This is a genomic window from Marimonas lutisalis, from assembly GCF_005434965.1.
In the GTDB taxonomy this organism is placed as follows: domain Bacteria; phylum Pseudomonadota; class Alphaproteobacteria; order Rhodobacterales; family Rhodobacteraceae; genus Marimonas_A; species Marimonas_A lutisalis.
The window spans coordinates 209,411-229,926 of the sequence record NZ_SKCI01000001.1; the positions used below are offsets into that span (position 1 = coordinate 209,411).

Genomic DNA, 20,516 nt, shown 5'->3' on the forward strand with positions numbered 1-20,516 from the left:
CACGATGAACCAGGAACTGACCAACAACCCGTTCAACCCGCTGACCCCGCCGAAGATTTTCGACGAGATCCGCGTCAGCCTTGCCAGCCCCGAACGGATCCTTTCGTGGTCCTACGGCGAGATCAAGAAGCCCGAGACGATCAACTATCGCACGTTCAAGCCCGAGCGTGACGGGCTGTTCTGTGCTCGTATCTTCGGGCCTATCAAGGACTACGAATGCTTGTGCGGCAAATACAAGCGCATGAAGTATCGCGGCGTTGTCTGCGAGAAATGCGGTGTAGAGGTGACGCTACAGAAAGTGCGCCGCGAGCGGATGGGCCATATCGAACTGGCCGCGCCCGTCGCGCATATCTGGTTCCTGAAATCGCTGCCCAGCCGGATCGGTCTCATGCTCGACATGACGCTGCGCGATCTGGAACGCGTGCTTTATTTCGAGAATTACGTGGTCATCGAACCGGGCCTCACCGATCTCACCTACGGTCAGATGCTGACTGAGGAAGAGTTCATGGACGCCCAGGACCACTACGGCATGGATGCGTTCACCGCCAATATCGGCGCCGAGGCGATCCGCGAGATGCTGGCCCAGATCGACCTCGAAGCCGAGGCCGAGCGCCTGCGCGCCGACCTGGCCGAGGCGACCGGTGAACTGAAGCCCAAGAAGATCATCAAGCGGCTGAAAGTCGTGGAGAGCTTCATCGAATCCGGCAACCGCCCGGAATGGATGGTGATGACGGTGATCCCGGTCATTCCGCCCGAACTGCGCCCGCTGGTGCCGCTCGACGGTGGCCGGTTTGCGACCTCGGACCTGAACGATCTCTATCGTCGGGTGATCAACCGGAACAACCGTCTGAAGCGCCTCATCGAACTGCGCGCGCCCGATATCATCGTGCGCAACGAAAAGCGGATGCTGCAGGAATCGGTTGACGCGTTGTTTGACAACGGCCGCCGCGGCCGCGTCATCACCGGCGCCAACAAACGCCCGCTGAAATCCCTTTCGGACATGCTCAAGGGCAAGCAGGGCCGCTTCCGCCAGAACCTGCTGGGGAAACGGGTCGACTTCTCGGGCCGTTCGGTCATTGTGACCGGTCCGGAGCTGAAACTGCACCAGTGCGGCCTGCCCAAAAAGATGGCGCTTGAGCTGTTCAAGCCGTTCATCTACTCGCGGCTCGAAGCCAAGGGCCTGTCGTCGACCGTGAAACAGGCCAAGAAACTGGTCGAGAAAGAGCGCCCCGAAGTCTGGGACATCCTCGACGAAGTGATCCGCGAACACCCGGTTCTGCTGAACCGGGCTCCGACGCTGCACCGTCTGGGCATCCAGGCGTTCGAACCGGTGCTGATCGAAGGCAAGGCGATCCAGCTGCACCCGCTGGTCTGTTCGGCCTTCAACGCCGACTTCGACGGTGACCAGATGGCCGTGCACGTCCCGCTGAGCCTCGAGGCGCAGCTGGAAGCGCGCGTGCTGATGATGTCGACGAACAACGTGTTGTCGCCGGCCAACGGCGCGCCGATCATCGTGCCGTCGCAGGACATGATCCTGGGTCTCTACTACACGACCATCGAACGCGAAGGCATGAAGGGCGAGGGCATGTCGTTCTCGTCAATCGAAGAGGTCGAATACGCGCTTGATACCGGAGCCGTGCATCCTCACGCCAAGATCACCGCGCGTATTCCGCAGGTCGATCCGGAAACCGGCGAAACCGTTCTTCAACGCTATGAGACGACCCCGGGACGGGTTCGCCTGGGGGCACTTCTGCCGATGAACGCAAAGGCGCCGTTCGAACTGGTGAACCGCCTGCTGCGCAAGAAAGAGGTGCAACAGGTCATCGACACCGTCTACCGCTACTGCGGCCAGAAAGAGAGCGTGATCTTCTGCGACCAGATCATGTCGATGGGCTTCAAGGAAGCGTTCCGCGCCGGTATCTCGTTCGGCAAGGATGACATGGTGATCCCCGACAACAAGTGGAGCATCGTGGACGAAACCCGCGAGCAGGTGAAAGAGTTCGAACAGCAGTACATGGACGGCCTGATCACCCAGGGCGAGAAGTACAACAAGGTTGTCGACGCCTGGTCGAAGTGCAACGACAAGGTCACCGACGCCATGATGTCGGCGATTTCGTCCGAAATGCGCGACGAGAACGGCGCCGTGCAGGAGCCCAACAGCGTCTACATGATGGCGCATTCGGGCGCGCGGGGCTCGGTCACGCAGATGAAGCAGCTGGGCGGCATGCGGGGCCTGATGGCCAAGCCGAACGGCGACATCATCGAAACGCCGATCATCTCAAACTTCAAGGAAGGCCTGACCGTGCTCGAGTACTTCAACTCGACCCACGGCGCCCGGAAAGGCCTGTCCGACACCGCTCTGAAGACCGCGAACTCGGGCTACCTGACCCGCCGTCTGGTCGACGTCGCGCAGGATTGCATCGTGCGTGAAATCGACTGTGGTACCGACAACGCCATCACCGCCGAAGCGGCAGTGAATGATGGTGAGGTCGTGGCCTCGCTGGCCGAGCGCATCCTGGGCCGTGTCGCGGCCGACGATATCGCGGCGCCTGGCACCGGCGAGGTTCTGGTCGAGAAGGGCGCCCTGATCGACGAGCGCACGGCCGACGCAATCGACGAAGCCGGCGTTCAGTCGGCCCGGATCCGCAGCCCGCTGACCTGTGAAAGCGAAGATGGCGTCTGCGCGATGTGCTATGGCCGCGATCTGGCGCGTGGCACGCAGGTGAACGTCGGCGAGGCCGTCGGCATCATCGCGGCACAGTCGATCGGTGAACCCGGCACACAGCTGACGATGCGGACGTTCCACATCGGCGGTGTTGCGCAGGGTGGTCAGCAATCGTTCCTCGAGGCGAGCCAGGAAGGCATCGTGGCGTTCGAGAACGCTCAGATTCTCGAGAACTCGGCGGGTGAGCCGCTTGTCGTGGGCCGGAACATGAAGCTCATCATCCAGGATGAGAACGGTGACGAACGCGCAAGCCACAAGCTCGGCTACGGCTCGAAACTCTTCGTCAAGGAGGGCGACAAGGTGGCCCGCGGCGACAAGCTGTTCGAATGGGATCCCTACACCCTGCCGATCATCGCCGAAAAAGGGGGCACGGCCAAGTTCGTCGACCTGGTCAGCGGCATCGCTGTGCGCGACGAGACTGACGAAGCCACCGGCATGACCCAGAAGATCGTGATCGACTGGCGTGCCGCGCCCAAGGGCAATGAGCTCAAGCCCGAGATCATTCTCGTGGGTGAGGATGGAGAACCGGTCCGCAATGACGCGGGCAACCCGGTGACCTACCCGATGTCGGTGGACGCGATCCTGTCGATCGAGGACGGTCAGCAGATCGAAGCCGGCGACATCGTCGCGCGGATCCCGCGCGAAGGTGCCAAGACCAAGGACATCACCGGCGGTCTGCCGCGTGTTGCCGAACTGTTCGAGGCACGTCGTCCGAAGGACCACGCGATCATCGCCGAGATCGACGGTTACGTGCGCTACGGTCGCGACTACAAGAACAAGCGTCGGATCACCATCGAACCGGCCGACGAGTCGCTTGAGCCCGTCGAATATATGGTGCCCAAGGGCAAGCACATTCCTGTCCAGGAAGGTGATTATGTCCAGAAGGGCGATTACATCATGGACGGCAATCCCGCGCCCCACGACATCCTGTCCATCATGGGTGTCGAGGCGCTGGCCGATTACATGATCGACGAGGTGCAGGACGTGTATCGACTGCAGGGCGTGAAGATCAACGACAAGCATATCGAGGTGATCGTGCGCCAGATGCTTCAGAAGTGGGAGATCCTCGATAGCGGGGAGACGACGCTTCTGAAAGGTGAGCATGTCGACAAGCAGGAGTTCGAGGCCGCCAACGAGAAAGCGCTGGCCAAGGGCGCCCGTCCCGCACAGGGCGAGCCGATCCTGCTCGGCATCACCAAGGCGTCGCTGCAGACGCGCTCGTTCATCTCGGCCGCGTCCTTCCAGGAGACCACGCGGGTTCTCACCGAGGCATCGGTGCAGGGCAAGCGCGACAAGCTGGTCGGCCTGAAAGAAAACGTGATCGTCGGCCGCCTGATCCCGGCCGGGACGGGTGGGGCGACGCAGCAGGTGCGGCATATTGCGCAGCAGCGCGACAATGTCGTTATCGAGGCGCGTCGCGAAGAGGCGGAAGCGGCGGCGGCTCTGGCGGCCCCTGCCGAGGACGATATCATCGGTGGCGACGAGTTCGACACGCTGGTCGAAACTCCCGAGAGCCGCGAGGAGTAAGTCCTTAGAAAGAAAAGGGAAAAGCCCCCTGCAGACAGGCTCTGCAGGGGGCTTTTTCATGTCTGGCCGAGAGACCGGAAACCCTCGGACGCCGCGGCATGCTGCACCGCCACAGAACGGCGGGGTTAACGCGATTTTTCGCAGAAAAATCGGGGGGTGATCCGCGGCTGCCCTCCGGCTGACATCCGTGCACCGCCGCAACGCGGCATTTCTTTACCCGAAATTAGCTAATGCAGCGCTCGGTCACCGGCTCACAACGTGCCGACGCGGTTGGGGATCACGAACAACCGGTGATGGAAGATGCGCTGCATCTCGACCCGGATCGCCCGCGCCACGCGGCCGGGCGAGACGAGCCCGACCTGCCATTCGAAACGCGCGGGCCGGGGCACGGGTGTGGCGCAGCCCTCGCCGTGCCGACAGGTCGGCGGCAGGGTGGTGCGAAACCCGTCCTGTGCCCAGATCGGGCGGCGGTCGCAGAAGATTTCCAGAAACCCGGTATCGTTATCGGCCAGCCTGATCCGAAGCTCGACGCTGTGCCAATCGCCCAGCCGGGCCGCGGGCACGCAGCTGCGCCCCAGAACGGTGATGCCGCGGCGCGCATCCAGCATCACGGCGACCAACTCGGTTTCGGGATCGCCCCGGCGCAGGAACCGCGCGAGCGTGACCGGTTGGGCCGGGGCCTGCCCGGGGGCAACCCGGACATCGAAGCCCATCAGGTAATTCTGCCAGACGCCCCAATCACGCCCGGTGCTGAGCGAAGAACGCCGCTCACCCGGAGCAAGTCGAAAGATCATCCGTTCGCCCGCAACATGCGGCGCGCGGTCCGAGCCGGGCGTGACGGAGTCGGGCGCAATCACCCACGGATCAAGCGTGTCCGAGGTGGGATAAACGGGGCCGGTGTCGGCACAGGCGGTCACAAGCAGGACCGACATGGCCAGAGCGGCCCGGCGTATCCGGGACGCAATGCTGCGCTTTCGGCCAGAAATACCAGAAGGACCAGTCATATCGCCATCTCCGATTGTCATTTCCCCCGTGGCAAAGGCTAGTGCTGTTGGACCCGGGCAATCAAGCCGGGTGCCGAAAATAGCCCGTGTGGCTGTTTGCCCCGGACGCAGGGACGGCTGGAAACCCGTCCGCGCGTGGCCTACATTTCCACCACCATAAGGCGCGCGGGAGTGCGAACATGAACTGGTCCTTTTCCATCGGCACGGTGCGGGGCACCGAAATCAGGGTGCACGCCACGTTCTTCCTGTTGCTGGCCTGGGTCATGGTCGCGGCGTGGATGGCCGAGGGGCCGGGCGCGGCGGTGGTCAACATGGCATTCATCGTGACCATTTTTGCCTGCGTCGTGCTGCATGAGTTGGGCCACGCGATGATGGCGCGGCGTTTCGGGGTGCGCACGCCTGATATCACGCTGTTGCCGATTGGCGGGCTGGCGCGGCTGGAACGGATTCCCGAGGACCCCAAGCAGGAAATCCTGATCGCCGTCGCCGGGCCGTTGGTGAACGTGGTGATCTGGGTGATCCTGACGCTGTTCCTGGGTGCGCAGGTGTCGCTGAACGCGCTGCAATCGCTGGAAGATCCGGGGCTGGGTTTCGTCGAGCGGGTGGCGGCGGTGAATCTTCTTCTGGTGGCGTTCAACCTGATCCCGGCCTTTCCGATGGATGGCGGGCGGGTGTTTCGCGCGGCCCTGGCGATGTTCATGGACCGGGTGCGCGCCACGCAGGTGGCGGCGCATGTCGGGCAGATCATGGCCTTTTTGTTCGGGTTCCTGGGCCTGACGGGCGGTAGCCCGCTGTTGATCCTGATCGCGGTGTTCATCTTTTTCGCCGCCGGCGCCGAAAGCTCGGACGCGGCGCTGCGGGATCGGGCGCATGGGGCGCGGGCCCGCGATGCGATGATCACGGCTTTCGAAGCGCTACGCCCCGACGATACGCTGGACACGGCGGCGCAGGCGGTGCTGCGCACGACACAGGCCGAGTTCCCGGTGATCGGCCCGGACAGGCGGTTCGCGGGCATGCTGACCCGGGCGGTGATCCTGGCCGCGGGCGAGGACGCGCGCCGCACCGCACACGTGGCGGCAGCGATGGAGCGCGACGTGCCGCAAGTGACACTGGATGCGCCGATGGACGCGGTTCTGGATGCGATGGCCCAGGGCAATGTGCCGGGGGTGGCCGTTTCGGACAGGGCCGGAAATTTCGTGGGCTACATCACGCGCGAGAATATCGGCGAGTGGTATATCCTGTCGCGAAGCTGAGCCCCCGGGGCTTTCCTTTTCCGGCAAAGCCATGTCATGTGAGCGCAAATGCGGAAGAGGGACAGGCGCGGCGTGGCGATTGACGAGAGGATACCGGTGGTGGGCGTTGTCCGGTTTTCGGTTCTGACGCTGGACTATTATGCCGAGAGATTCGGCACGGTCGACAAGATCGCCGAACACATCTTTTCGCCCGAGCGGCTGGCGCTGCGGTTTTCGGTATTCGAGAAACTTTGCCTGCTGTCGCTGGCCCGCCAGAGTGACAGCGATTTCCGGGTGGTCATCCTGACCTCGACCGAGTTGCCGGGCGAGGCGCGCGAACGGCTGGAGGCGCTGGTGGCGCCGCATGACAATATCGGGATCTTCGCCGCCGAGCCGGACAGGCATTATCCGATCACCCGGGCGGCTTATCAATCGGTGCCGCTGGACGGGGCGAGCCACAAGCTGTGGTTCCGGCTGGATGACGACGACGCGCTCGCCATCGATTACATCGCGCGGCTGAAGCGGATCGGGCAGGGGCTGCGCGCGGTGCATGGGGACGAGCCGTTCATGATCGCCTTCAATCGCGGGTTCTATGTCGAGATGGCGGGCGAGGGCGAAAACGAGATCGTCGATTGCGTGGAACGCGCGCCGCTGTCGGTGGGCACGGCGCTGCTCGCTCCGGCGGGGTACGAGCGCACACCCTACCTTTACAATCACCGGGCACTGGGGCAGCATTACAACCTTTACACCGACATCTCGGAACCGGTGTTCCTGCGCACGATCCATGCCGACAACAAGTCCCAGCCGACCAAGCAGGGGATCACCCACAAGATGAAAGCGGCCGGGATCGACGCGCAGATTAAACAGCGCTTCGGCTTTGATACCGCCATGTTGAAGGCTCTGTGAGATGGTGGTGGATGCACGGGACAACCTGAAGGGCGCGGGGCTGATGGTGGTCTCGATGGCGGCGTTCACGTTCAACGACGTGTGCATGAAGGCGCTGGCCGGCGATGTGCCTCTGTTCCAGGCGATTTTCCTGCGCGGTGTCCTGACCAGCCTGCTGATCTGGATCGTCGGGCGGCAGATGGGCGCGATCCGGTTTTCACTGCCCCGGCGCGACTGGGGGCTGGTGGCGCTGCGCAGCCTGGCCGAGATCGGGGCGACGTTCTTTTTCCTGACGGCGCTGTTTCACATGCCGATCGCCAATGTCACCGCGATCCTGCAGGCGCTGCCGTTGACCGTGGCGCTGGCCGCGGCGCTGTTCCTGGGCGAGCCGCTGGGCTGGCGCCGGCTGGTGGCGATTGCCGTGGGGTTCGGCGGGGTGATGCTGATCGTGCGGCCGGGGGCCGAGGGGTTCAGCGTCTATTCGCTCTATGCGCTGGCGGCGGTTTGCTTCGTGACGCTGCGCGACCTGACGGCGCGGCGGCTGTCGGCGGCGGTGCCGTCGATCACCGTGGCGCTGGTCACGGCGGTGGTGATCGCCACGGCGGCAGGTGTGGCCTCGGGCGTGCAGGGCTGGGTGGCGCTGGAGCCGTGGCACATGGGGTTGATCGTCCTGGCGGCGGGGTTCATCCTGGGTGGATACCTGGCCTCGGTCGCGACGATGCGGGTGGGCGAGATCGGGTTTGTTGCACCGTTCCGCTACACGGGGCTGATCTGGGCGCTGGTGCTGGGGTTCGTGGTCTTCGGCGACTGGCCTGCGCCGCTCACGCTGGCGGGGGCGGGGATCGTGGTGGCGATGGGGCTGTTCACGCTTTACCGGGAGAGGCAGCTGCGGCGGAGAAGATCCGCCTGATCCGGTCTTCGTCCAGGGCGAAGCGCCATTTCAGGCGTTTGCGCTGGTCGTCGGTCAGGGGCCGCAGTTCGCCGGTGCGGTAATGCTTGCCCGAGTCGTTGTCGTCATGCTTGGCGCGGATGAACATCTCGGGGCGGGGCTCGACCAGCATGGGCACGGTGTGGTGCATCTTGTGATGCGGGAAGTTCATGATGGTCTTGTCGTCGCCTGCGCGGATCACCATCGCCATGCCGCAGGCCCAGAACGAGGCGGTCAGTTCCTCGGCCAGAACGCCCCCGGGCGAGAGGCTGACGGTGAGGCCGCGGGGAAACTCGATCCCGAAACAGCGCACGCCGTCGCGCAGCGCTTCGCTCCGGTCGGCGAGGGCGCGGCAGCGTTCGACGAAATCGACGGCGACGGCATCGTCGTCATCCAGCCGGAACTGGATGCTTTCGCGGTCCGCACCCAGCCGGGCAAGCTCGGCAACGATGGCGTGCTGGGCGGCCCTGCGCGCCCGGCGGGGCGGCAGCGAGAAAAGCCGCACCTGCGGGATATCCGCGGTGATGTCTCGCAGCCGGTCGAGATAGGGCGCGGGCAGGCTGTCGCCGATGAGCACGACGAAGGAGAAATCCGGATCGCTCTGCGCCGCGACCGAGGGCAGGGTGAGCGCCTCGAAATGGGCGAAACGCTGGGCCATCCGCGTGGGCGCATAGAGATAGGCCTCGCGCTCTTCGGTGCTGTCATGCATGCGCTGAAAGCCGCCGACGGCGGGGTAGGAGAAGCGGCACAGGCCGACCACGTGCCTTTGTGTCATGTCGCGCGTCCGTCCTTGCGTGGCCTTGGTTTCGATGGCATCGTGTCCCATGCGGACGGTCCTGTCCAGCAGGTCCAAGCGATGTGTTGACAAGGTCCGCGACTCCCCCTATACGCCCCCCATCCGGACAGGGGGCATTCCCCGGTGCCGAAATCAGAACTGTAGTGGACACGATCCGGGCGGTAGCGCCCCGATCCTCTGGAAACCCACCGCGTCGTCCTTGGAAAACTGGGGGACGAAGGCGGTTTTTGCGCGTTTCATGGACGCATGAAGCGCGAGGAATTTGGAAACCCGCATGGGGACACCCATGCCGCACATGTGTTGAAAAACGGGGAAAGTGACCCAATGCCGACGATCCAGCAGCTGATCCGCAAGCCGCGGCAGCCCAAAGTGAAACGCTCCAAGTCCCTCCACCTTGAGGGCAACCCGCAAAAGCGCGGCGTCTGCACGCGCGTTTACACCACCACGCCGAAGAAGCCGAACTCGGCCATGCGGAAGGTGGCCAAGGTTCGCCTGACCAATGGTTACGAGGTGATCAGCTACATCCCCGGCGAAAGCCACAACCTTCAGGAACACTCGGTTGTCCTGATCCGTGGCGGCCGTGTGAAAGACCTTCCCGGTGTGCGCTATCACATCCTGCGCGGTGTTCTGGATACCCAGGGCGTCAAGGATCGTAAGCAGCGCCGCTCGAAATACGGCGCCAAGCGTCCGAAGTAAGAGGAACGAAGAAGATGTCCCGTCGTCACGCCGCAGAAAAACGCGAAGTGCTGCCCGACGCCAAATATGGCGACAAGGTGCTCACGAAATTCATGAACAACCTCATGCTCGACGGCAAGAAATCGGCCGCCGAAAAGATCGTCTATGGCGCGCTGGATCGCGTTGAGGACAAGATCAAGCGCGCACCGGTCGAGGTGTTCCACGAAGCGCTCGACAACATCAAGCCGTCGGTCGAGGTTCGCTCGCGCCGGGTTGGTGGCGCCACCTACCAGGTGCCCGTCGAAGTGCGCCCCGAGCGCCGCGAAGCGCTGGCGATCCGTTGGCTGATCTCGGCCTCCCGCGCCCGCAACGAAAACACGATGGAAGAACGCCTCGCCGGCGAGCTGCTGGATGCTGTGCAATCCCGCGGTTCTGCTGTGAAGAAGCGCGAAGACACCCACAAGATGGCCGACGCGAACAAAGCGTTCAGCCATTACCGCTGGTAACCTTTTCAAAGGCAAAGACCCATGGCACGCGATTATCCGCTCGACCGCTACCGCAACTTCGGCATCATGGCCCATATCGACGCAGGCAAGACCACCTGCTCGGAACGGATCCTGTATTACACCGGCAAATCCCACAACATCGGCGAGGTGCATGACGGCGCCGCGACGATGGACTGGATGGAGCAGGAGCAGGAACGCGGCATCACCATCACCTCGGCTGCGACGACCACTTTCTGGGAGCGCACCGAGGACGGCCAGACCCCGGACACCCCCAAGCACCGGATGAACATCATCGACACCCCCGGCCACGTTGACTTCACCATCGAGGTTGAACGCTCGCTGGCCGTGCTCGACGGTGCCGTTGCCGTTCTGGACGCCAACGCTGGTGTCGAGCCCCAGACCGAGACCGTCTGGCGCCAAGCCGACCGCTACAAGGTGCCGCGCATCGTGTTCGTCAACAAGATGGACAAGATCGGTGCCGACTTCTTCAACTGCGTTCGCATGATCGAGGACCGCACCGGCGCAACCGCCGTGCCCGTCGGGATCCCGATCGGTGCCGAGAACGAGCTGGAAGGCCTGATCGACCTGGTCACCATGGAAGAATGGCTGTGGCAGGGCGAAGACCTGGGCGCAAGCTGGGTCAAGGCTCCGATCCGCGACAGCCTGAAGGACATGGCCGAGGAATGGCGCGGCAAGATGATCGAGAACGCCGTCGAAATGGACGACGACGCGATGATGGAATACCTGGAAGGCAATGAGCCCGACGTGCCGACCCTGCGCGCCCTGCTGCGCAAGGGCACGCTGTCGCTCACTTTCGTGCCGGTTCTCGGGGGCTCGGCCTTCAAGAACAAGGGTGTTCAGCCGCTGCTCAACGCCGTGATCGACTACCTGCCGAGCCCGCTCGACGTGGTTGATTACATGGGCTTCAAACCCGGCGACGAAAACGAAGAGCGCAACATTGCCCGCCGTGCCGACGACGACATGCCGTTCTCGGCCCTGGCGTTCAAGATCATGAACGACCCGTTCGTCGGCTCGCTGACCTTCACCCGCATCTACTCGGGCGTCCTGAAGAAGGGCGACACGATGCTGAACTCGACCAAGGGCAAGAAAGAGCGCGTTGGCCGGATGATGATGATGCACTCGAACAACCGCGAGGAAATCGAGGAAGCGTTTGCCGGCGACATCATCGCGCTGGCCGGTCTGAAGGACACCACGACCGGTGATACGCTGTGCGCCGAGAAGGACCCGGTGGTTCTGGAAACCATGACCTTCCCCGATCCGGTGATCGAGATCGCGGTGGAACCCAAGACGAAGAACGACCAGGAGAAGATGTCTCAGGGTCTGGCCCGTCTGGCCGCCGAGGACCCGTCCTTCCGCGTCGAAACCGACCTCGAGTCGGGTCAGACGATCATGAAAGGCATGGGCGAACTGCACCTCGACATCCTGGTTGACCGCCTGAAGCGCGAATTCAAGGTCGAAGCCAATATCGGTGCGCCGCAGGTTGCCTATCGCGAGACCATCGGTCACGAGATCGAGCATACCTACACCCACAAGAAACAGTCGGGTGGCTCCGGCCAGTTCGCCGAGGTGAAGCTGATCATCTCGCCGACAGAACCGGGCGAGGGTTACTCGTTCGAGAGCCGCATCGTCGGCGGTGCCGTGCCCAAGGAATACGTCCCGGGTGTGGAAAAAGGCATCCAGTCGGTCATGGACAGCGGTCCTCTTGCCGGCTTCCCGGTGATCGACTTCAAGGTCGCCCTGGTCGACGGCAAGTTCCACGATGTGGACTCGAGCGTTCTGGCGTTCGAAATCGCGTCGCGGATGTGCATGCGCGAAGGTCTCCGCAAGGCCGGCGCCAAGCTGCTCGAGCCGATGATGAAGGTCGAGGTGATCACGCCGGAAGAATATACCGGTGGTATCATCGGTGACCTGACCAGCCGTCGTGGCCAGGTGTCTGGGCAGGAACCGCGCGGCAACGCCGTTGCGATCAACGCCTTCGTGCCGCTCGCGAACATGTTCGGCTACATCAACACGCTGCGTTCGATGTCCTCGGGCCGTGCGCAGTTCACGATGCAGTTCGACCACTACGATCCGGTTCCGCAGAACATCAGCGACGAGATCCAGGCGAAATACGCATAAGCCGGGTGGCGGGCCACGGGTCCGCCCTACCCACCACCGTAGGGTGGGGTTTCACCCCACCATCCGCATAAGAAAAAAGGAGCCAAGACCATGGCAAAGGAAAAGTTTGAACGCACGAAACCGCACGTGAACATCGGGACTGTTGGTCACGTTGACCACGGCAAGACGACGCTGACGGCTGCGATCACGAAGTATTTCGGTGACTTCAAGGCCTACGACCAGATCGACGGCGCGCCGGAAGAGAAGGCCCGTGGGATCACGATCTCGACCGCGCACGTGGAATACGAGACCGAGAACCGCCACTATGCCCACGTCGACTGCCCCGGCCACGCCGACTATGTGAAGAACATGATCACCGGTGCGGCGCAGATGGACGGCGCGATCCTGGTGTGTTCGGCCGCGGACGGCCCGATGCCGCAGACGCGCGAGCACATCCTGCTGGGCCGCCAGGTCGGCATCCCGGCCTTCGTGGTCTACATGAACAAGGTCGACCAGGTTGACGACGAAGAGCTGCTGGAACTGGTGGAAATGGAAATCCGCGAGCTGCTGAGCTCGTACGACTACCCGGGCGACGATATCCCGATCATCAAGGGCTCGGCGCTGGCCGCTCTGGAAGGCCGTGATCCGGAAATCGGCGAGAACTCGATCAAGGAACTGATGGAAGCCGTCGACAGCTACATCCCGACGCCCGAGCGCGCCGTGGACCAGCCGTTCCTGATGCCGATCGAAGACGTGTTCTCGATCTCGGGCCGCGGCACGGTTGTGACCGGCCGGGTCGAGCGTGGCGTGATCAACGTGGGCGACGAGATCGAGATCGTCGGCATCCGCGACACCACGAAAACCACCTGCACGGGCGTTGAAATGTTCCGCAAGCTGCTGGACCGCGGCGAAGCCGGCGACAACATCGGCGCACTGCTGCGCGGTGTCGACCGTGAGGGCGTCGAGCGTGGCCAGGTTCTCTGCAAGCCCGGCTCGGTGACCCCGCACACCAAGTTCGAAGCCGAAGCCTATATCCTGACCAAGGAAGAGGGTGGCCGTCACACGCCGTTCTTCGCCAACTACCGTCCGCAGTTCTACTTCCGCACGACGGACGTGACCGGCACGGTGACGCTGCCGGCCGGCACGGAGATGGTGATGCCGGGCGACAACCTGAAGTTCGAGGTCGAGCTGATCGCCCCGATCGCGATGGAAGACGGCCTGCGCTTTGCCATCCGCGAAGGCGGCCGCACCGTCGGCGCCGGCGTCGTGTCGAAAATCATCGAGTAAGAAACAAACCCAAGGGTTCGACGAGGGGGGCCGGGTGGTCCGGCCTTCCTCCTATCAACTCCAACGCCGCGAAAGGCTAAATAAATGCAAAGCCAAAATATTCGCATTCGGCTGAAGGCCTTTGACTACCGCGTTCTGGATGCCAGCACGCAGGAGATCGTCAATACGGCCAAGCGGACGGGCGCCCAGGTGCGTGGCCCGATCCCGCTGCCGAACAAGATCGAGAAGTTCACCGTTCTGCGTGGCCCCCACGTGAACAAGAAATCCCGCGACCAGTTCGAGATCCGTACGCACAAGCGTCTTCTCGACATCGTCGATCCGACCCCGCAAACCGTGGACGCGCTGATGAAGCTCGACCTCGCGGCCGGCGTCGACGTGCAGATTTCGGTCTAAGGGAGGGCAGTAGATATGTTGCGCTCTGGTGTTATCGCCAAGAAAGTGGGCATGACCCGTCTGTTCATGGAAGACGGCAAGCAGATCCCCGTGACCGTTCTTCAACTGGACGGCCTGCAGGTCATCGCCCAGCGGACCGCCGACAAAGACGGCTATACCGCTGTTCAACTGGGTGCCGGTTCGGCCAAGGCCAAACGGACCTCGAAAGCCATGCGCGGGCACTTTTCGGCCGCCAAGATTGCGCCCAAGCGCAAGCTGGCCGAGTTCCGCGTCGCGCCCGAGAACCTGATCGCCGTGGGTGAAGAGATCACTGCTGACCATTACTTCGAAGGTCAGTTCGTGGACGTCTCGGGCACCTCGATCGGTAAAGGGTTTGCCGGTGCCATGAAACGCCACAACTTCGGTGGTCTGCGCGCCTCGCACGGTGTGTCGATCAGCCACCGTTCGCACGGTTCGACCGGTCAGTGTCAGGATCCGGGCCGCGTGTTCAAGGGCAAGAAAATGGCCGGTCACATGGGTGCTGCCCGCGTGACCACGCAGAACCTGCAGGTGGTCAGAACCGATGCCGACCGTGGCCTGATCATGGTCAAGGGTTCGGTTCCGGGCTCGAAAGGGGGCTGGGTGACGATCAAGGACGCGGTGAAAAAACCGTTCCCTGAAAACGCGATCCTGCCCGCCGCCCTGAAATCGGCCGCCGAGGAAGCCGCGAAAGCCGCCGAGGAAGCCGCAGCTGCCGCGGAAGCGGAAGCCAAGGCCGCCGAAGAGGCTGCCGCCGCAGAACAAGCCGCGCAGGAAGCCGAGGCCCTGAAACAGGCCGAGGCCGAAATCGCGGCCGAGAAGAAGGAAGGCGAAGAATGAAACTCGACGTGATCAAACTGGACGGCAAGAAAGCCGGCTCGGTCGATCTGGGCGAAGACATCTTCGGCCTGGAACCGCGCGCGGACATCCTGCACCGCGTCGTGCGCTGGCAGCGCAACAAGGCGCAACAGGGCACGCACAAGGTGAAGACCCGGTCGGAGACCAGCTACTCGACCAAGAAGATCTATCGCCAGAAGGGCACCGGCGGCGCACGCCACGGCGACCGCAACGCGCCGATCTTCCGCAAGGGTGGCATCTACAAGGGCCCGACGCCCCGCAGCCACGCCCATGACCTGCCGAAGAAATTCCGCAAGCTGGGCCTGCGCCACGCGCTGTCGGCCAAGATGAAAGCCGGTGAACTGGTGATCATCGACGCCGCCGAGTCGGATGGCAAGACCGCCGCCCTGGCCAAGCAGGTGAAGAACCTGGGCTGGAAGCGCGCCCTGATCATCGACGGGACCGAGGTGAACGAAAGCTTCGCCCGTGCCGCCCGCAACATCGAGGGTCTCGATGTGCTGCCGTCGATGGGCGCAAACGTCTATGACATCCTCCGCCGTGACACGCTGGTGCTCACCAAGGCGGGTGTCGAAGCACTGGAGGCTCGTCTGAAATGAGCGCGACCGCACAACATTACGACGTGATCCGCAAGCCGATCATCACCGAGAAGGCGACCATGGCGTCGGAAGCGAACGCCGTTGTCTTCGAAGTGGCGATGGACAGCACCAAGCCGCAGATCAAGGAGGCCGTCGAGGCGCTCTTTGGTGTGAAGGTGAAGGCCGTGAACACGACCATCACCAAGGGCAAGGTCAAGCGTTTCCGCGGCCAGCAGGGCAAGCGGAAGGATGTGAAGAAGGCCTATGTCACGCTGGAAGAAGGCAACACGATCGACGTGACCACCGGTCTTTGATCGGGTTGGCGGGCTGAAGCCTGCCCTAAGGTGAAATGTGATTGAACCCCGGCTGCGAAAGTAGCCGGGGTTTCTCGTCTTCCGATATAGTCGCCCGTTTGCGCGAAACAGCGGCCGCAGGCCGCCGCGCCTCGCCGGCCCGCCCCCCCGGGGCGGCGATTTGGGGAGCGCAGGCGAGACAGCGAAGCTGGAAGCTCTTGGCGGGGATAAAGTGCGTTGCTGATGCGGTGTGTCGCCACCCCGCGGGTCGGCGATGCGCGGCCTGGGCAGGCGGAGGAGGAATTTGTGCCGCCTGCCTATAGACACCCACCTCCAACCCCGCTATACGACGCCAGTCGCACGGCCTCGGATTCGTTCCGGGGCCTGTGATTTTTGCAGTCGGGGACCTTCGGGGCCCTATCATCAAGGCCACCTACGGGGGGCTATCACATAGGGGAGAGCGCGAGCGCCTCCTCGTTTGCTAAACGGAAGACAGAAAGCATGGCACTCAAGTCGTACAAGCCGACGACGCCGGGCCAGCGCGGGCTGGTGCTGATCGACCGTTCGGAGCTGTATAAAGGGCGTCCGGTCAAATCCCTCACCGAGGGTCTGACCAAGTCGGGCGGCCGGAACAACACCGGGCGGATTACCTCGCGTCGTCGCGGGGGTGGGGCGAAACGCCTTTACCGGATCGTCGATTTCAAACGCAACAAGTTCGATGTGGCCGCGACCGTCGAGCGGATCGAATACGATCCGAACCGGACCGCCTTCATCGCGCTGATCAAATACGAAGATGGCGAACAGGCCTATATCCTGGCACCGCAGCGTCTGGCTGTGGGTGACAAGGTGGTTTCGAGCCAGAAAGCCGACATCAAGCCGGGCAACGCGATGCCGTTCTCGGGCCTGCCGATCGGTACCATCGTGCACAACATCGAGCTGAAGCCCGGCAAGGGTGGCCAGATCGCACGCGCCGCGGGCACCTATGCCCAGTTCGTCGGCCGTGACGGTGGCTATGCCCAGATCCGCCTGAGCTCGGGCGAGTTGCGCATGGTGCGCCAGGAATGCATGGCGACCGTTGGTGCGGTGTCGAACCCCGACAACTCGAACCAGAACATGGGCAAGGCCGGCCGGATGCGCCACAAGGGCAAGCGTCCGAGCGTTCGCGGCGTCGTCATGAACCCGATCGATCACCCCCACGGCGGTGGTGAGGGCCGGACCTCGGGTGGTCGTCACCCGGTGACGCCCTGGGGCAAGCCCACGAAGGGTGCACGCACCCGCAACAAGAACAAAGCGTCGCAAAAGCTGATCATCCGCTCGCGCCACGCCAAGAAGAAGGGGCGTTAACATATGTCTCGCTCTGTTTGGAAAGGGCCCTTCGTCGATGCTTACGTCCTGAAAAAGGCCGAAGCAGCGCGCGAGTCGGGCCGCAACGAAGTCATCAAGATCTGGTCGCGCCGCTCGACGATCCTGCCCCAGTTCGTGGGCCTGACGTTTGGCGTGTACAACGGCCAGAAGCACATCCCGGTCAACGTGACCGAAGACATGATCGGCCAGAAGTTCGGTGAATATTCGCCGACGCGGACCTACTATGGTCACGCCGCCGACAAGAAAGCGAAGCGGAAGTAAGACCATGGGCAAGGCAAAGAACCCCCGCCGCGTGGCCGAAAACGAAGCAATGGCGAAAACCCGCATGCTTCGCACAAGCCCGCAGAAACTGAACCTGGTGGCCGCCATGATCCGTGGCAAGAAGGTGGACAAGGCCCTGACGGACCTGACCTTCTCGAAGAAGCGGATCGCGGAAGACGTGAAGAAATGCCTTCAGTCGGCCATCGCCAACGCCGAGAACAACCACGGGCTGGACGTGGACGAGCTGATCGTCGCCGAAGCCTATGTGGGCAAGAACCTGGTGATGAAGCGCGGCCGTCCGCGCGCCCGTGGCCGTTTCGGCCGCATCATCAAGCCGTTCTCGGAACTCACCATCAAGGTGCGTCAAGTTGAGGAGCAAGCCTAATGGGTCAGAAAGTCAATCCGATCGGCATGCGCCTTCAGGTCAACCGCACCTGGGACAGCCGCTGGTTCGCGAACACCAAGGATTACGGTGATCTTCTTCTGGAAGACATCAAGATCCGCGAGTTCATCAAGGAAGAGTGCAAGCAGGCCGGCGTGGCCCGCGTGATCATCGAACGCCCGCACAAGAAGTGCCGGGTGACGATCCACACGGCCCGCCCCGGTGTCATCATCGGCAAGAAAGGCGCGGACATCGAAGTTCTGCGCAAGAAACTGGCCGCGATGACCGACAGCGAACTGCACCTCAACATCGTCGAAGTGCGCAAGCCCGAGCTTGACGCGCAGCTGGTGGCGGAAAGCATCGCCCAGCAGCTGGAGCGCCGGGTCAGCTTCCGCCGCGCGATGAAACGGTCCGTGCAGAACGCCATGCGGATGGGTGCCCTGGGCATCCGGGTGAACGTGGCAGGCCGCTTGGGCGGCGCCGAGATCGCCCGCACCGAATGGTACCGCGAAGGCCGCGTGCCGCTTCACACCCTGCGTGCCGACATCGATTACGCACATGCCGAAGCGATGACTCCCTACGGGATCATCGGGATCAAGGTCTGGATCTTCAAAGGTGAGATCATGGAGCACGATCCGCAGGCGCGTGACCGCCGTGCGCAGGAAATCCAGGACGGTCCGGCCCCGCGTGGCGCCGGTGGCCGCCGCTAAGGAGGAATTGAGATGCTTCAACCCAAGCGCACAAAATTCCGCAAGATGCACAAGGGCCGGATCAAGGGCCTCGCCAAGGGCGGGTCGGATCTGAACTTTGGCTCCTACGGCCTGAAGGCCACCCAGCCCGAGCGCGTCACCGCGCGCCAGATCGAGGCCGCCCGTCGTGCCATGACGCGTCACATGAAACGTCAGGGCCGCGTCTGGATCCGGATCTTCCCGGATACGCCGGTGACCTCGAAACCCACCGAGGTTCGGATGGGTAAAGGTAAGGGTTCGGTCGATTTCTGGGCCTGCAAGGTCAAGCCCGGCCGCGTGATGTTCGAGATCGACGGTGTCGACGACGAAGTGGCACGCGAGGCCCTGCGTCTGGCGGCAATGAAACTGCCGATCAAGACCCGCATCGTCGTCCGCGAGGATTGGTAAAACCAATCCACGTGGACAGCGCGGTGTAGGCGATTTTTCTGCGAAAAATCGTCCGGGCCGCGCCAAGGTCGAAAACGCGCAGCGTGTTTTGGCCAAGGTGAGAAAAGAAACCCCCGTGCGAGAGATCGCGCGGGGGTTTTCGATTTTCCGAGCCAGATCAGATGCCCCGCCCGGCGTTTCTGCCGTGGGTTCTCAAACCCACTTGTAGTTGAAGCTCACCGAAACCCGTTCATCCTCTGCCATGTTCATCGGCACCTCGTGGCGCAGCCAGGATTCCCACAGCAGAACGTCGCCCACCTGCGGTTTGACATAGATGAAGGTCTGCAGCTCTTCGCGGGCGTCCTTCCGGCGCGCGGGGGCGGCCATCATCCGGGCCGAGCGCGGATCTTCGAGCTTCAGCGCCGAGGCGCCATCGGGCATCGACACGTAAGTGGTGCCCGAGATCACCGAATGCGGATGCAGGTGCGAGGAATGCGTGCCGCCCTCGGGCAGGATGTTGATCCAGAGATCCTCGAGCTCGAGCTTGCCGTCGCCGAGATCGAACTCCAGATCCTGCGCGAAGGCGGCGACATGCAGGTCGAGCGCTTCTTTCAGGTCGGCGAAAACCGGGAAGCGCCAGGGCAGGTCGGTAAGCGAGGCATAGGAGGTATAGCCCGGATAGCCGTTCTCTTCGCACCAGGCCTGTCCGGCCTCGTCATCCTCGGCGATCGAGAAGCAGGAGGCTTCAAGCTCATCTGTGTCGATCGCTGGGCCAAGCTCGGACAGGGCCGCGCGGTAGAGACGGGTGACGAAAAGGGATTTGATCTGTGCCATGCGGACGTGATAGCGCAGGTCGGAACGGCTGGCGAGGGGGGTTTTCGCCGTCGGCGGCAGGCCCCGCCGCGCGGCGGGGCGGGGCGCGGCCGCGCGGCCGCGTTCCTGGCGTGCAAGAAAGCGGCGGAAAGGGGTTGCCATATGCGAGCACCCCGTGTATTGCGCAGCCTTCACTATGAACTCCACCGGATTCGGCGTGACCATTGGGGCGCCCCGGTGATGTTGAAAAGGAAGACGGCCATGAAAGCCAGCGAACTTCGTGAGAAGTCGGTTGACCAGTTGAAAGAAGACCTGGCCAACCTGAAGAAAGAAAGCTTCAACCTGCGGTTCCAGCAAGCCACCGGGCAGCTGGAGAACACCGCGCGCATGCGCAGCGTCAAGCGTGACGCCGCCCGCGTGAAGACCATCCTGAACGAAAAAGCCGCTGCCGCGGCTGCGACCGAGTAAGAGGAGCCTGAAACATGCCCAAGCGTATCCTTCAAGGCACCGTCACCTCGGACGCCAATGACCAGACCGTCACCGTGAGCGTCGAACGCCGCTTCACGCACCCGGTTCTGAAGAAAACCATCCGTAAGTCCAAAAAATACCGGGCTCACGATGAGAAGAACACCTACAAGGTGGGAGATCAGGTCCGCATCATCGAATGCGCCCCGAAATCCAAAACGAAACGCTGGGAGGTTCTGGAGGCGTAAGCCAAAAGAACCTTTCGGTTTGAGCGAAACCCTGGGGTCGTTACCCC

22 protein-coding genes are annotated in these 20,516 nt (G+C 63.1%); 19 read left to right on the top strand and 3 right to left on the bottom strand.

Annotation, left to right across the window (positions count from 1 at the left end; all coding sequences use genetic code 11):
- The first annotated feature begins 4 nt into the window (after positions 1-4).
- On the top strand, positions 5-4,252 hold the full coding sequence (gene rpoC / locus E0501_RS00990; RefSeq protein WP_137699491.1) for a DNA-directed RNA polymerase subunit beta': 4,248 nt from the start codon (positions 5-7) through the stop codon (positions 4,250-4,252).
- Positions 4,253-4,503: 251 nt separating this feature from the next.
- Here the strand turns inward: rpoC and E0501_RS00995 are convergent, their stop codons facing one another.
- On the bottom strand, positions 4,504-5,184 hold the full coding sequence (locus E0501_RS00995) for a hypothetical protein (RefSeq protein WP_137699492.1): 681 nt from the start codon (positions 5,182-5,184) through the stop codon (positions 4,504-4,506).
- A gap of 251 nt (positions 5,185-5,435) precedes the next feature.
- Here E0501_RS00995 and E0501_RS01000 point away from each other — a divergent pair, with 251 nt between their 5' ends.
- Genes E0501_RS01000 through E0501_RS01010 form a run of 3 tightly spaced genes read left to right on the top strand, consistent with a single transcriptional unit; the run spans position 5,436 to position 8,283 of the window.
- Positions 5,436-6,509: a site-2 protease family protein gene (locus E0501_RS01000; RefSeq protein WP_137699493.1), complete on the top strand. Its 1,074-nt coding sequence runs from the start codon at positions 5,436-5,438 to the stop codon at positions 6,507-6,509.
- 48 nt (positions 6,510-6,557) lie between these two features.
- Positions 6,558-7,394 (top strand): glycosyltransferase, encoded by an 837-nt coding sequence (locus E0501_RS01005; RefSeq protein ID WP_235857720.1) that lies wholly within the window; start codon positions 6,558-6,560, stop codon positions 7,392-7,394.
- Between the two features lies 1 nt (position 7,395).
- Positions 7,396-8,283: a DMT family transporter gene (locus E0501_RS01010; RefSeq protein WP_193555866.1), complete on the top strand. Its 888-nt coding sequence runs from the start codon at positions 7,396-7,398 to the stop codon at positions 8,281-8,283.
- Here the strand turns inward: E0501_RS01010 and E0501_RS01015 are convergent.
- Positions 8,237-9,127, bottom strand: coding sequence for a glycosyltransferase (locus E0501_RS01015; protein ID WP_235857721.1), 891 nt, complete (start codon positions 9,125-9,127; stop codon positions 8,237-8,239). The two genes, E0501_RS01010 and E0501_RS01015, sit on opposite strands and share 47 nt — an antisense overlap.
- Positions 9,128-9,421: 294 nt before the next feature.
- Between E0501_RS01015 and rpsL the strand changes: the two genes are divergently transcribed.
- The 13 genes from rpsL (at position 9,422) to rplP (ending at position 18,964) form a co-directional block, all read left to right on the top strand.
- Positions 9,422-9,793 (top strand): 30S ribosomal protein S12, encoded by a 372-nt coding sequence (gene rpsL, locus E0501_RS01020; RefSeq protein WP_109385713.1) that lies wholly within the window; start codon positions 9,422-9,424, stop codon positions 9,791-9,793.
- A gap of 14 nt (positions 9,794-9,807) precedes the next feature.
- Positions 9,808-10,278 (top strand): 30S ribosomal protein S7, encoded by a 471-nt coding sequence (rpsG, locus tag E0501_RS01025; protein WP_137699494.1) that lies wholly within the window; start codon positions 9,808-9,810, stop codon positions 10,276-10,278.
- 21 nt (positions 10,279-10,299) lie between these two features.
- Positions 10,300-12,417 (top strand): elongation factor G, encoded by a 2,118-nt coding sequence (fusA, locus tag E0501_RS01030; RefSeq protein WP_137699495.1) that lies wholly within the window; start codon positions 10,300-10,302, stop codon positions 12,415-12,417.
- A 90-nt stretch (positions 12,418-12,507) separates the two neighbouring features.
- On the top strand, positions 12,508-13,683 hold the full coding sequence (gene tuf / locus E0501_RS01035; RefSeq protein WP_137699479.1) for an elongation factor Tu: 1,176 nt from the start codon (positions 12,508-12,510) through the stop codon (positions 13,681-13,683).
- A gap of 84 nt (positions 13,684-13,767) precedes the next feature.
- The gene (gene rpsJ, locus E0501_RS01040; protein WP_037273464.1) at positions 13,768-14,076 is read left to right on the top strand and encodes a 30S ribosomal protein S10; all 309 of its coding nucleotides are present in this window, start codon (positions 13,768-13,770) and stop codon (positions 14,074-14,076) included.
- Between the two features lie 15 nt (positions 14,077-14,091).
- Complete coding sequence (rplC, locus tag E0501_RS01045) at positions 14,092-14,934, top strand: 50S ribosomal protein L3 (RefSeq protein ID WP_137699496.1); 843 nt, start codon at positions 14,092-14,094, stop codon at positions 14,932-14,934.
- Positions 14,931-15,548, top strand: coding sequence for a 50S ribosomal protein L4 (gene rplD / locus E0501_RS01050; protein WP_137699497.1), 618 nt, complete (start codon positions 14,931-14,933; stop codon positions 15,546-15,548). Before rplC ends, rplD begins: the two co-directional genes overlap by 4 nt.
- Positions 15,545-15,841, top strand: coding sequence for a 50S ribosomal protein L23 (locus E0501_RS01055; protein WP_137699498.1), 297 nt, complete (start codon positions 15,545-15,547; stop codon positions 15,839-15,841). Before rplD ends, E0501_RS01055 begins: the two co-directional genes overlap by 4 nt.
- Before the next feature lie 480 nt (positions 15,842-16,321).
- The gene (gene rplB / locus E0501_RS01060) at positions 16,322-17,164 is read left to right on the top strand and encodes a 50S ribosomal protein L2 (protein ID WP_137699499.1); all 843 of its coding nucleotides are present in this window, start codon (positions 16,322-16,324) and stop codon (positions 17,162-17,164) included.
- 3 nt (positions 17,165-17,167) lie between these two features.
- Positions 17,168-17,446, top strand: a complete 279-nt coding sequence (gene rpsS / locus E0501_RS01065; protein WP_068348022.1) for a 30S ribosomal protein S19 — start codon at positions 17,168-17,170, stop codon at positions 17,444-17,446.
- Between the two features lie 4 nt (positions 17,447-17,450).
- Positions 17,451-17,831 (top strand): 50S ribosomal protein L22, encoded by a 381-nt coding sequence (gene rplV / locus E0501_RS01070; protein WP_137699500.1) that lies wholly within the window; start codon positions 17,451-17,453, stop codon positions 17,829-17,831.
- Entirely contained in the window at positions 17,831-18,538 is a 708-nt protein-coding gene (gene rpsC, locus E0501_RS01075) for a 30S ribosomal protein S3 (protein WP_137699501.1), read from the top strand. Before rplV ends, rpsC begins: the two co-directional genes overlap by 1 nt.
- A gap of 12 nt (positions 18,539-18,550) precedes the next feature.
- Positions 18,551-18,964, top strand: a complete 414-nt coding sequence (gene rplP / locus E0501_RS01080; protein ID WP_137699502.1) for a 50S ribosomal protein L16 — start codon at positions 18,551-18,553, stop codon at positions 18,962-18,964.
- Positions 18,965-19,156: 192 nt separating this feature from the next.
- Here rplP and E0501_RS01085 read toward each other — a convergent pair whose 3' ends face one another.
- Positions 19,157-19,777 carry a 2OG-Fe(II) oxygenase family protein gene (locus E0501_RS01085; RefSeq protein ID WP_137700804.1) on the bottom strand — a complete coding sequence of 207 codons (621 nt, stop codon included), beginning with the start codon at positions 19,775-19,777 and terminating at the stop codon, positions 19,157-19,159.
- A gap of 240 nt (positions 19,778-20,017) precedes the next feature.
- Here E0501_RS01085 and rpmC point away from each other — a divergent pair, with 240 nt between their 5' ends.
- Both rpmC and rpsQ read left to right on the top strand, forming a co-directional pair.
- A complete protein-coding gene (gene rpmC / locus E0501_RS01090; RefSeq protein WP_137699503.1) occupies positions 20,018-20,224 on the top strand; it encodes a 50S ribosomal protein L29 in 207 nt (68 codons plus the stop codon).
- Positions 20,225-20,238: 14 nt separating this feature from the next.
- Positions 20,239-20,469, top strand: a complete 231-nt coding sequence (gene rpsQ, locus E0501_RS01095) for a 30S ribosomal protein S17 (RefSeq protein WP_137699504.1) — start codon at positions 20,239-20,241, stop codon at positions 20,467-20,469.
- The last annotated feature ends 47 nt before the right edge of the window (positions 20,470-20,516 follow it).

What these genes read in the sequence shown, in the direction of transcription:
- rplP (WP_137699502.1), top strand. Translation starts at nt 18,551, where the DNA reads ATGCTTCAACCCAAGCGCACAAAATTCCGCAAGATGCACAAGGGCCGG.
- fusA (WP_137699495.1), top strand. Translation starts at nt 10,300, where the DNA reads ATGGCACGCGATTATCCGCTCGACCGCTACCGCAACTTCGGCATCATG.
- rpsJ (WP_037273464.1), top strand. Translation starts at nt 13,768, where the DNA reads ATGCAAAGCCAAAATATTCGCATTCGGCTGAAGGCCTTTGACTACCGC.
- rpsS (WP_068348022.1), top strand. Translation starts at nt 17,168, where the DNA reads ATGTCTCGCTCTGTTTGGAAAGGGCCCTTCGTCGATGCTTACGTCCTG.
- rpsG (WP_137699494.1), top strand. Translation starts at nt 9,808, where the DNA reads ATGTCCCGTCGTCACGCCGCAGAAAAACGCGAAGTGCTGCCCGACGCC.
- rpsQ (WP_137699504.1), top strand. Translation starts at nt 20,239, where the DNA reads ATGCCCAAGCGTATCCTTCAAGGCACCGTCACCTCGGACGCCAATGAC.
- rplV (WP_137699500.1), top strand. Translation starts at nt 17,451, where the DNA reads ATGGGCAAGGCAAAGAACCCCCGCCGCGTGGCCGAAAACGAAGCAATG.
- tuf (WP_137699479.1), top strand. Translation starts at nt 12,508, where the DNA reads ATGGCAAAGGAAAAGTTTGAACGCACGAAACCGCACGTGAACATCGGG.
- E0501_RS01055 (WP_137699498.1), top strand. Translation starts at nt 15,545, where the DNA reads ATGAGCGCGACCGCACAACATTACGACGTGATCCGCAAGCCGATCATC.
- rpmC (WP_137699503.1), top strand. Translation starts at nt 20,018, where the DNA reads ATGAAAGCCAGCGAACTTCGTGAGAAGTCGGTTGACCAGTTGAAAGAA.
- E0501_RS00995 (WP_137699492.1), bottom strand. Translation starts at nt 5,184, where the DNA reads ATGTCGGTCCTGCTTGTGACCGCCTGTGCCGACACCGGCCCCGTTTAT.
- E0501_RS01015 (WP_235857721.1), bottom strand. Translation starts at nt 9,127, where the DNA reads ATGGGACACGATGCCATCGAAACCAAGGCCACGCAAGGACGGACGCGC.
- rplB (WP_137699499.1), top strand. Translation starts at nt 16,322, where the DNA reads ATGGCACTCAAGTCGTACAAGCCGACGACGCCGGGCCAGCGCGGGCTG.
- rplD (WP_137699497.1), top strand. Translation starts at nt 14,931, where the DNA reads ATGAAACTCGACGTGATCAAACTGGACGGCAAGAAAGCCGGCTCGGTC.
- E0501_RS01010 (WP_193555866.1), top strand. Translation starts at nt 7,396, where the DNA reads ATGGTGGTGGATGCACGGGACAACCTGAAGGGCGCGGGGCTGATGGTG.
- E0501_RS01000 (WP_137699493.1), top strand. Translation starts at nt 5,436, where the DNA reads ATGAACTGGTCCTTTTCCATCGGCACGGTGCGGGGCACCGAAATCAGG.
- rpsC (WP_137699501.1), top strand. Translation starts at nt 17,831, where the DNA reads ATGGGTCAGAAAGTCAATCCGATCGGCATGCGCCTTCAGGTCAACCGC.
- rplC (WP_137699496.1), top strand. Translation starts at nt 14,092, where the DNA reads ATGTTGCGCTCTGGTGTTATCGCCAAGAAAGTGGGCATGACCCGTCTG.
- rpoC (WP_137699491.1), top strand. Translation starts at nt 5, where the DNA reads ATGAACCAGGAACTGACCAACAACCCGTTCAACCCGCTGACCCCGCCG.
- E0501_RS01085 (WP_137700804.1), bottom strand. Translation starts at nt 19,777, where the DNA reads ATGGCACAGATCAAATCCCTTTTCGTCACCCGTCTCTACCGCGCGGCC.
- E0501_RS01005 (WP_235857720.1), top strand. Translation starts at nt 6,558, where the DNA reads ATGCGGAAGAGGGACAGGCGCGGCGTGGCGATTGACGAGAGGATACCG.
- rpsL (WP_109385713.1), top strand. Translation starts at nt 9,422, where the DNA reads ATGCCGACGATCCAGCAGCTGATCCGCAAGCCGCGGCAGCCCAAAGTG.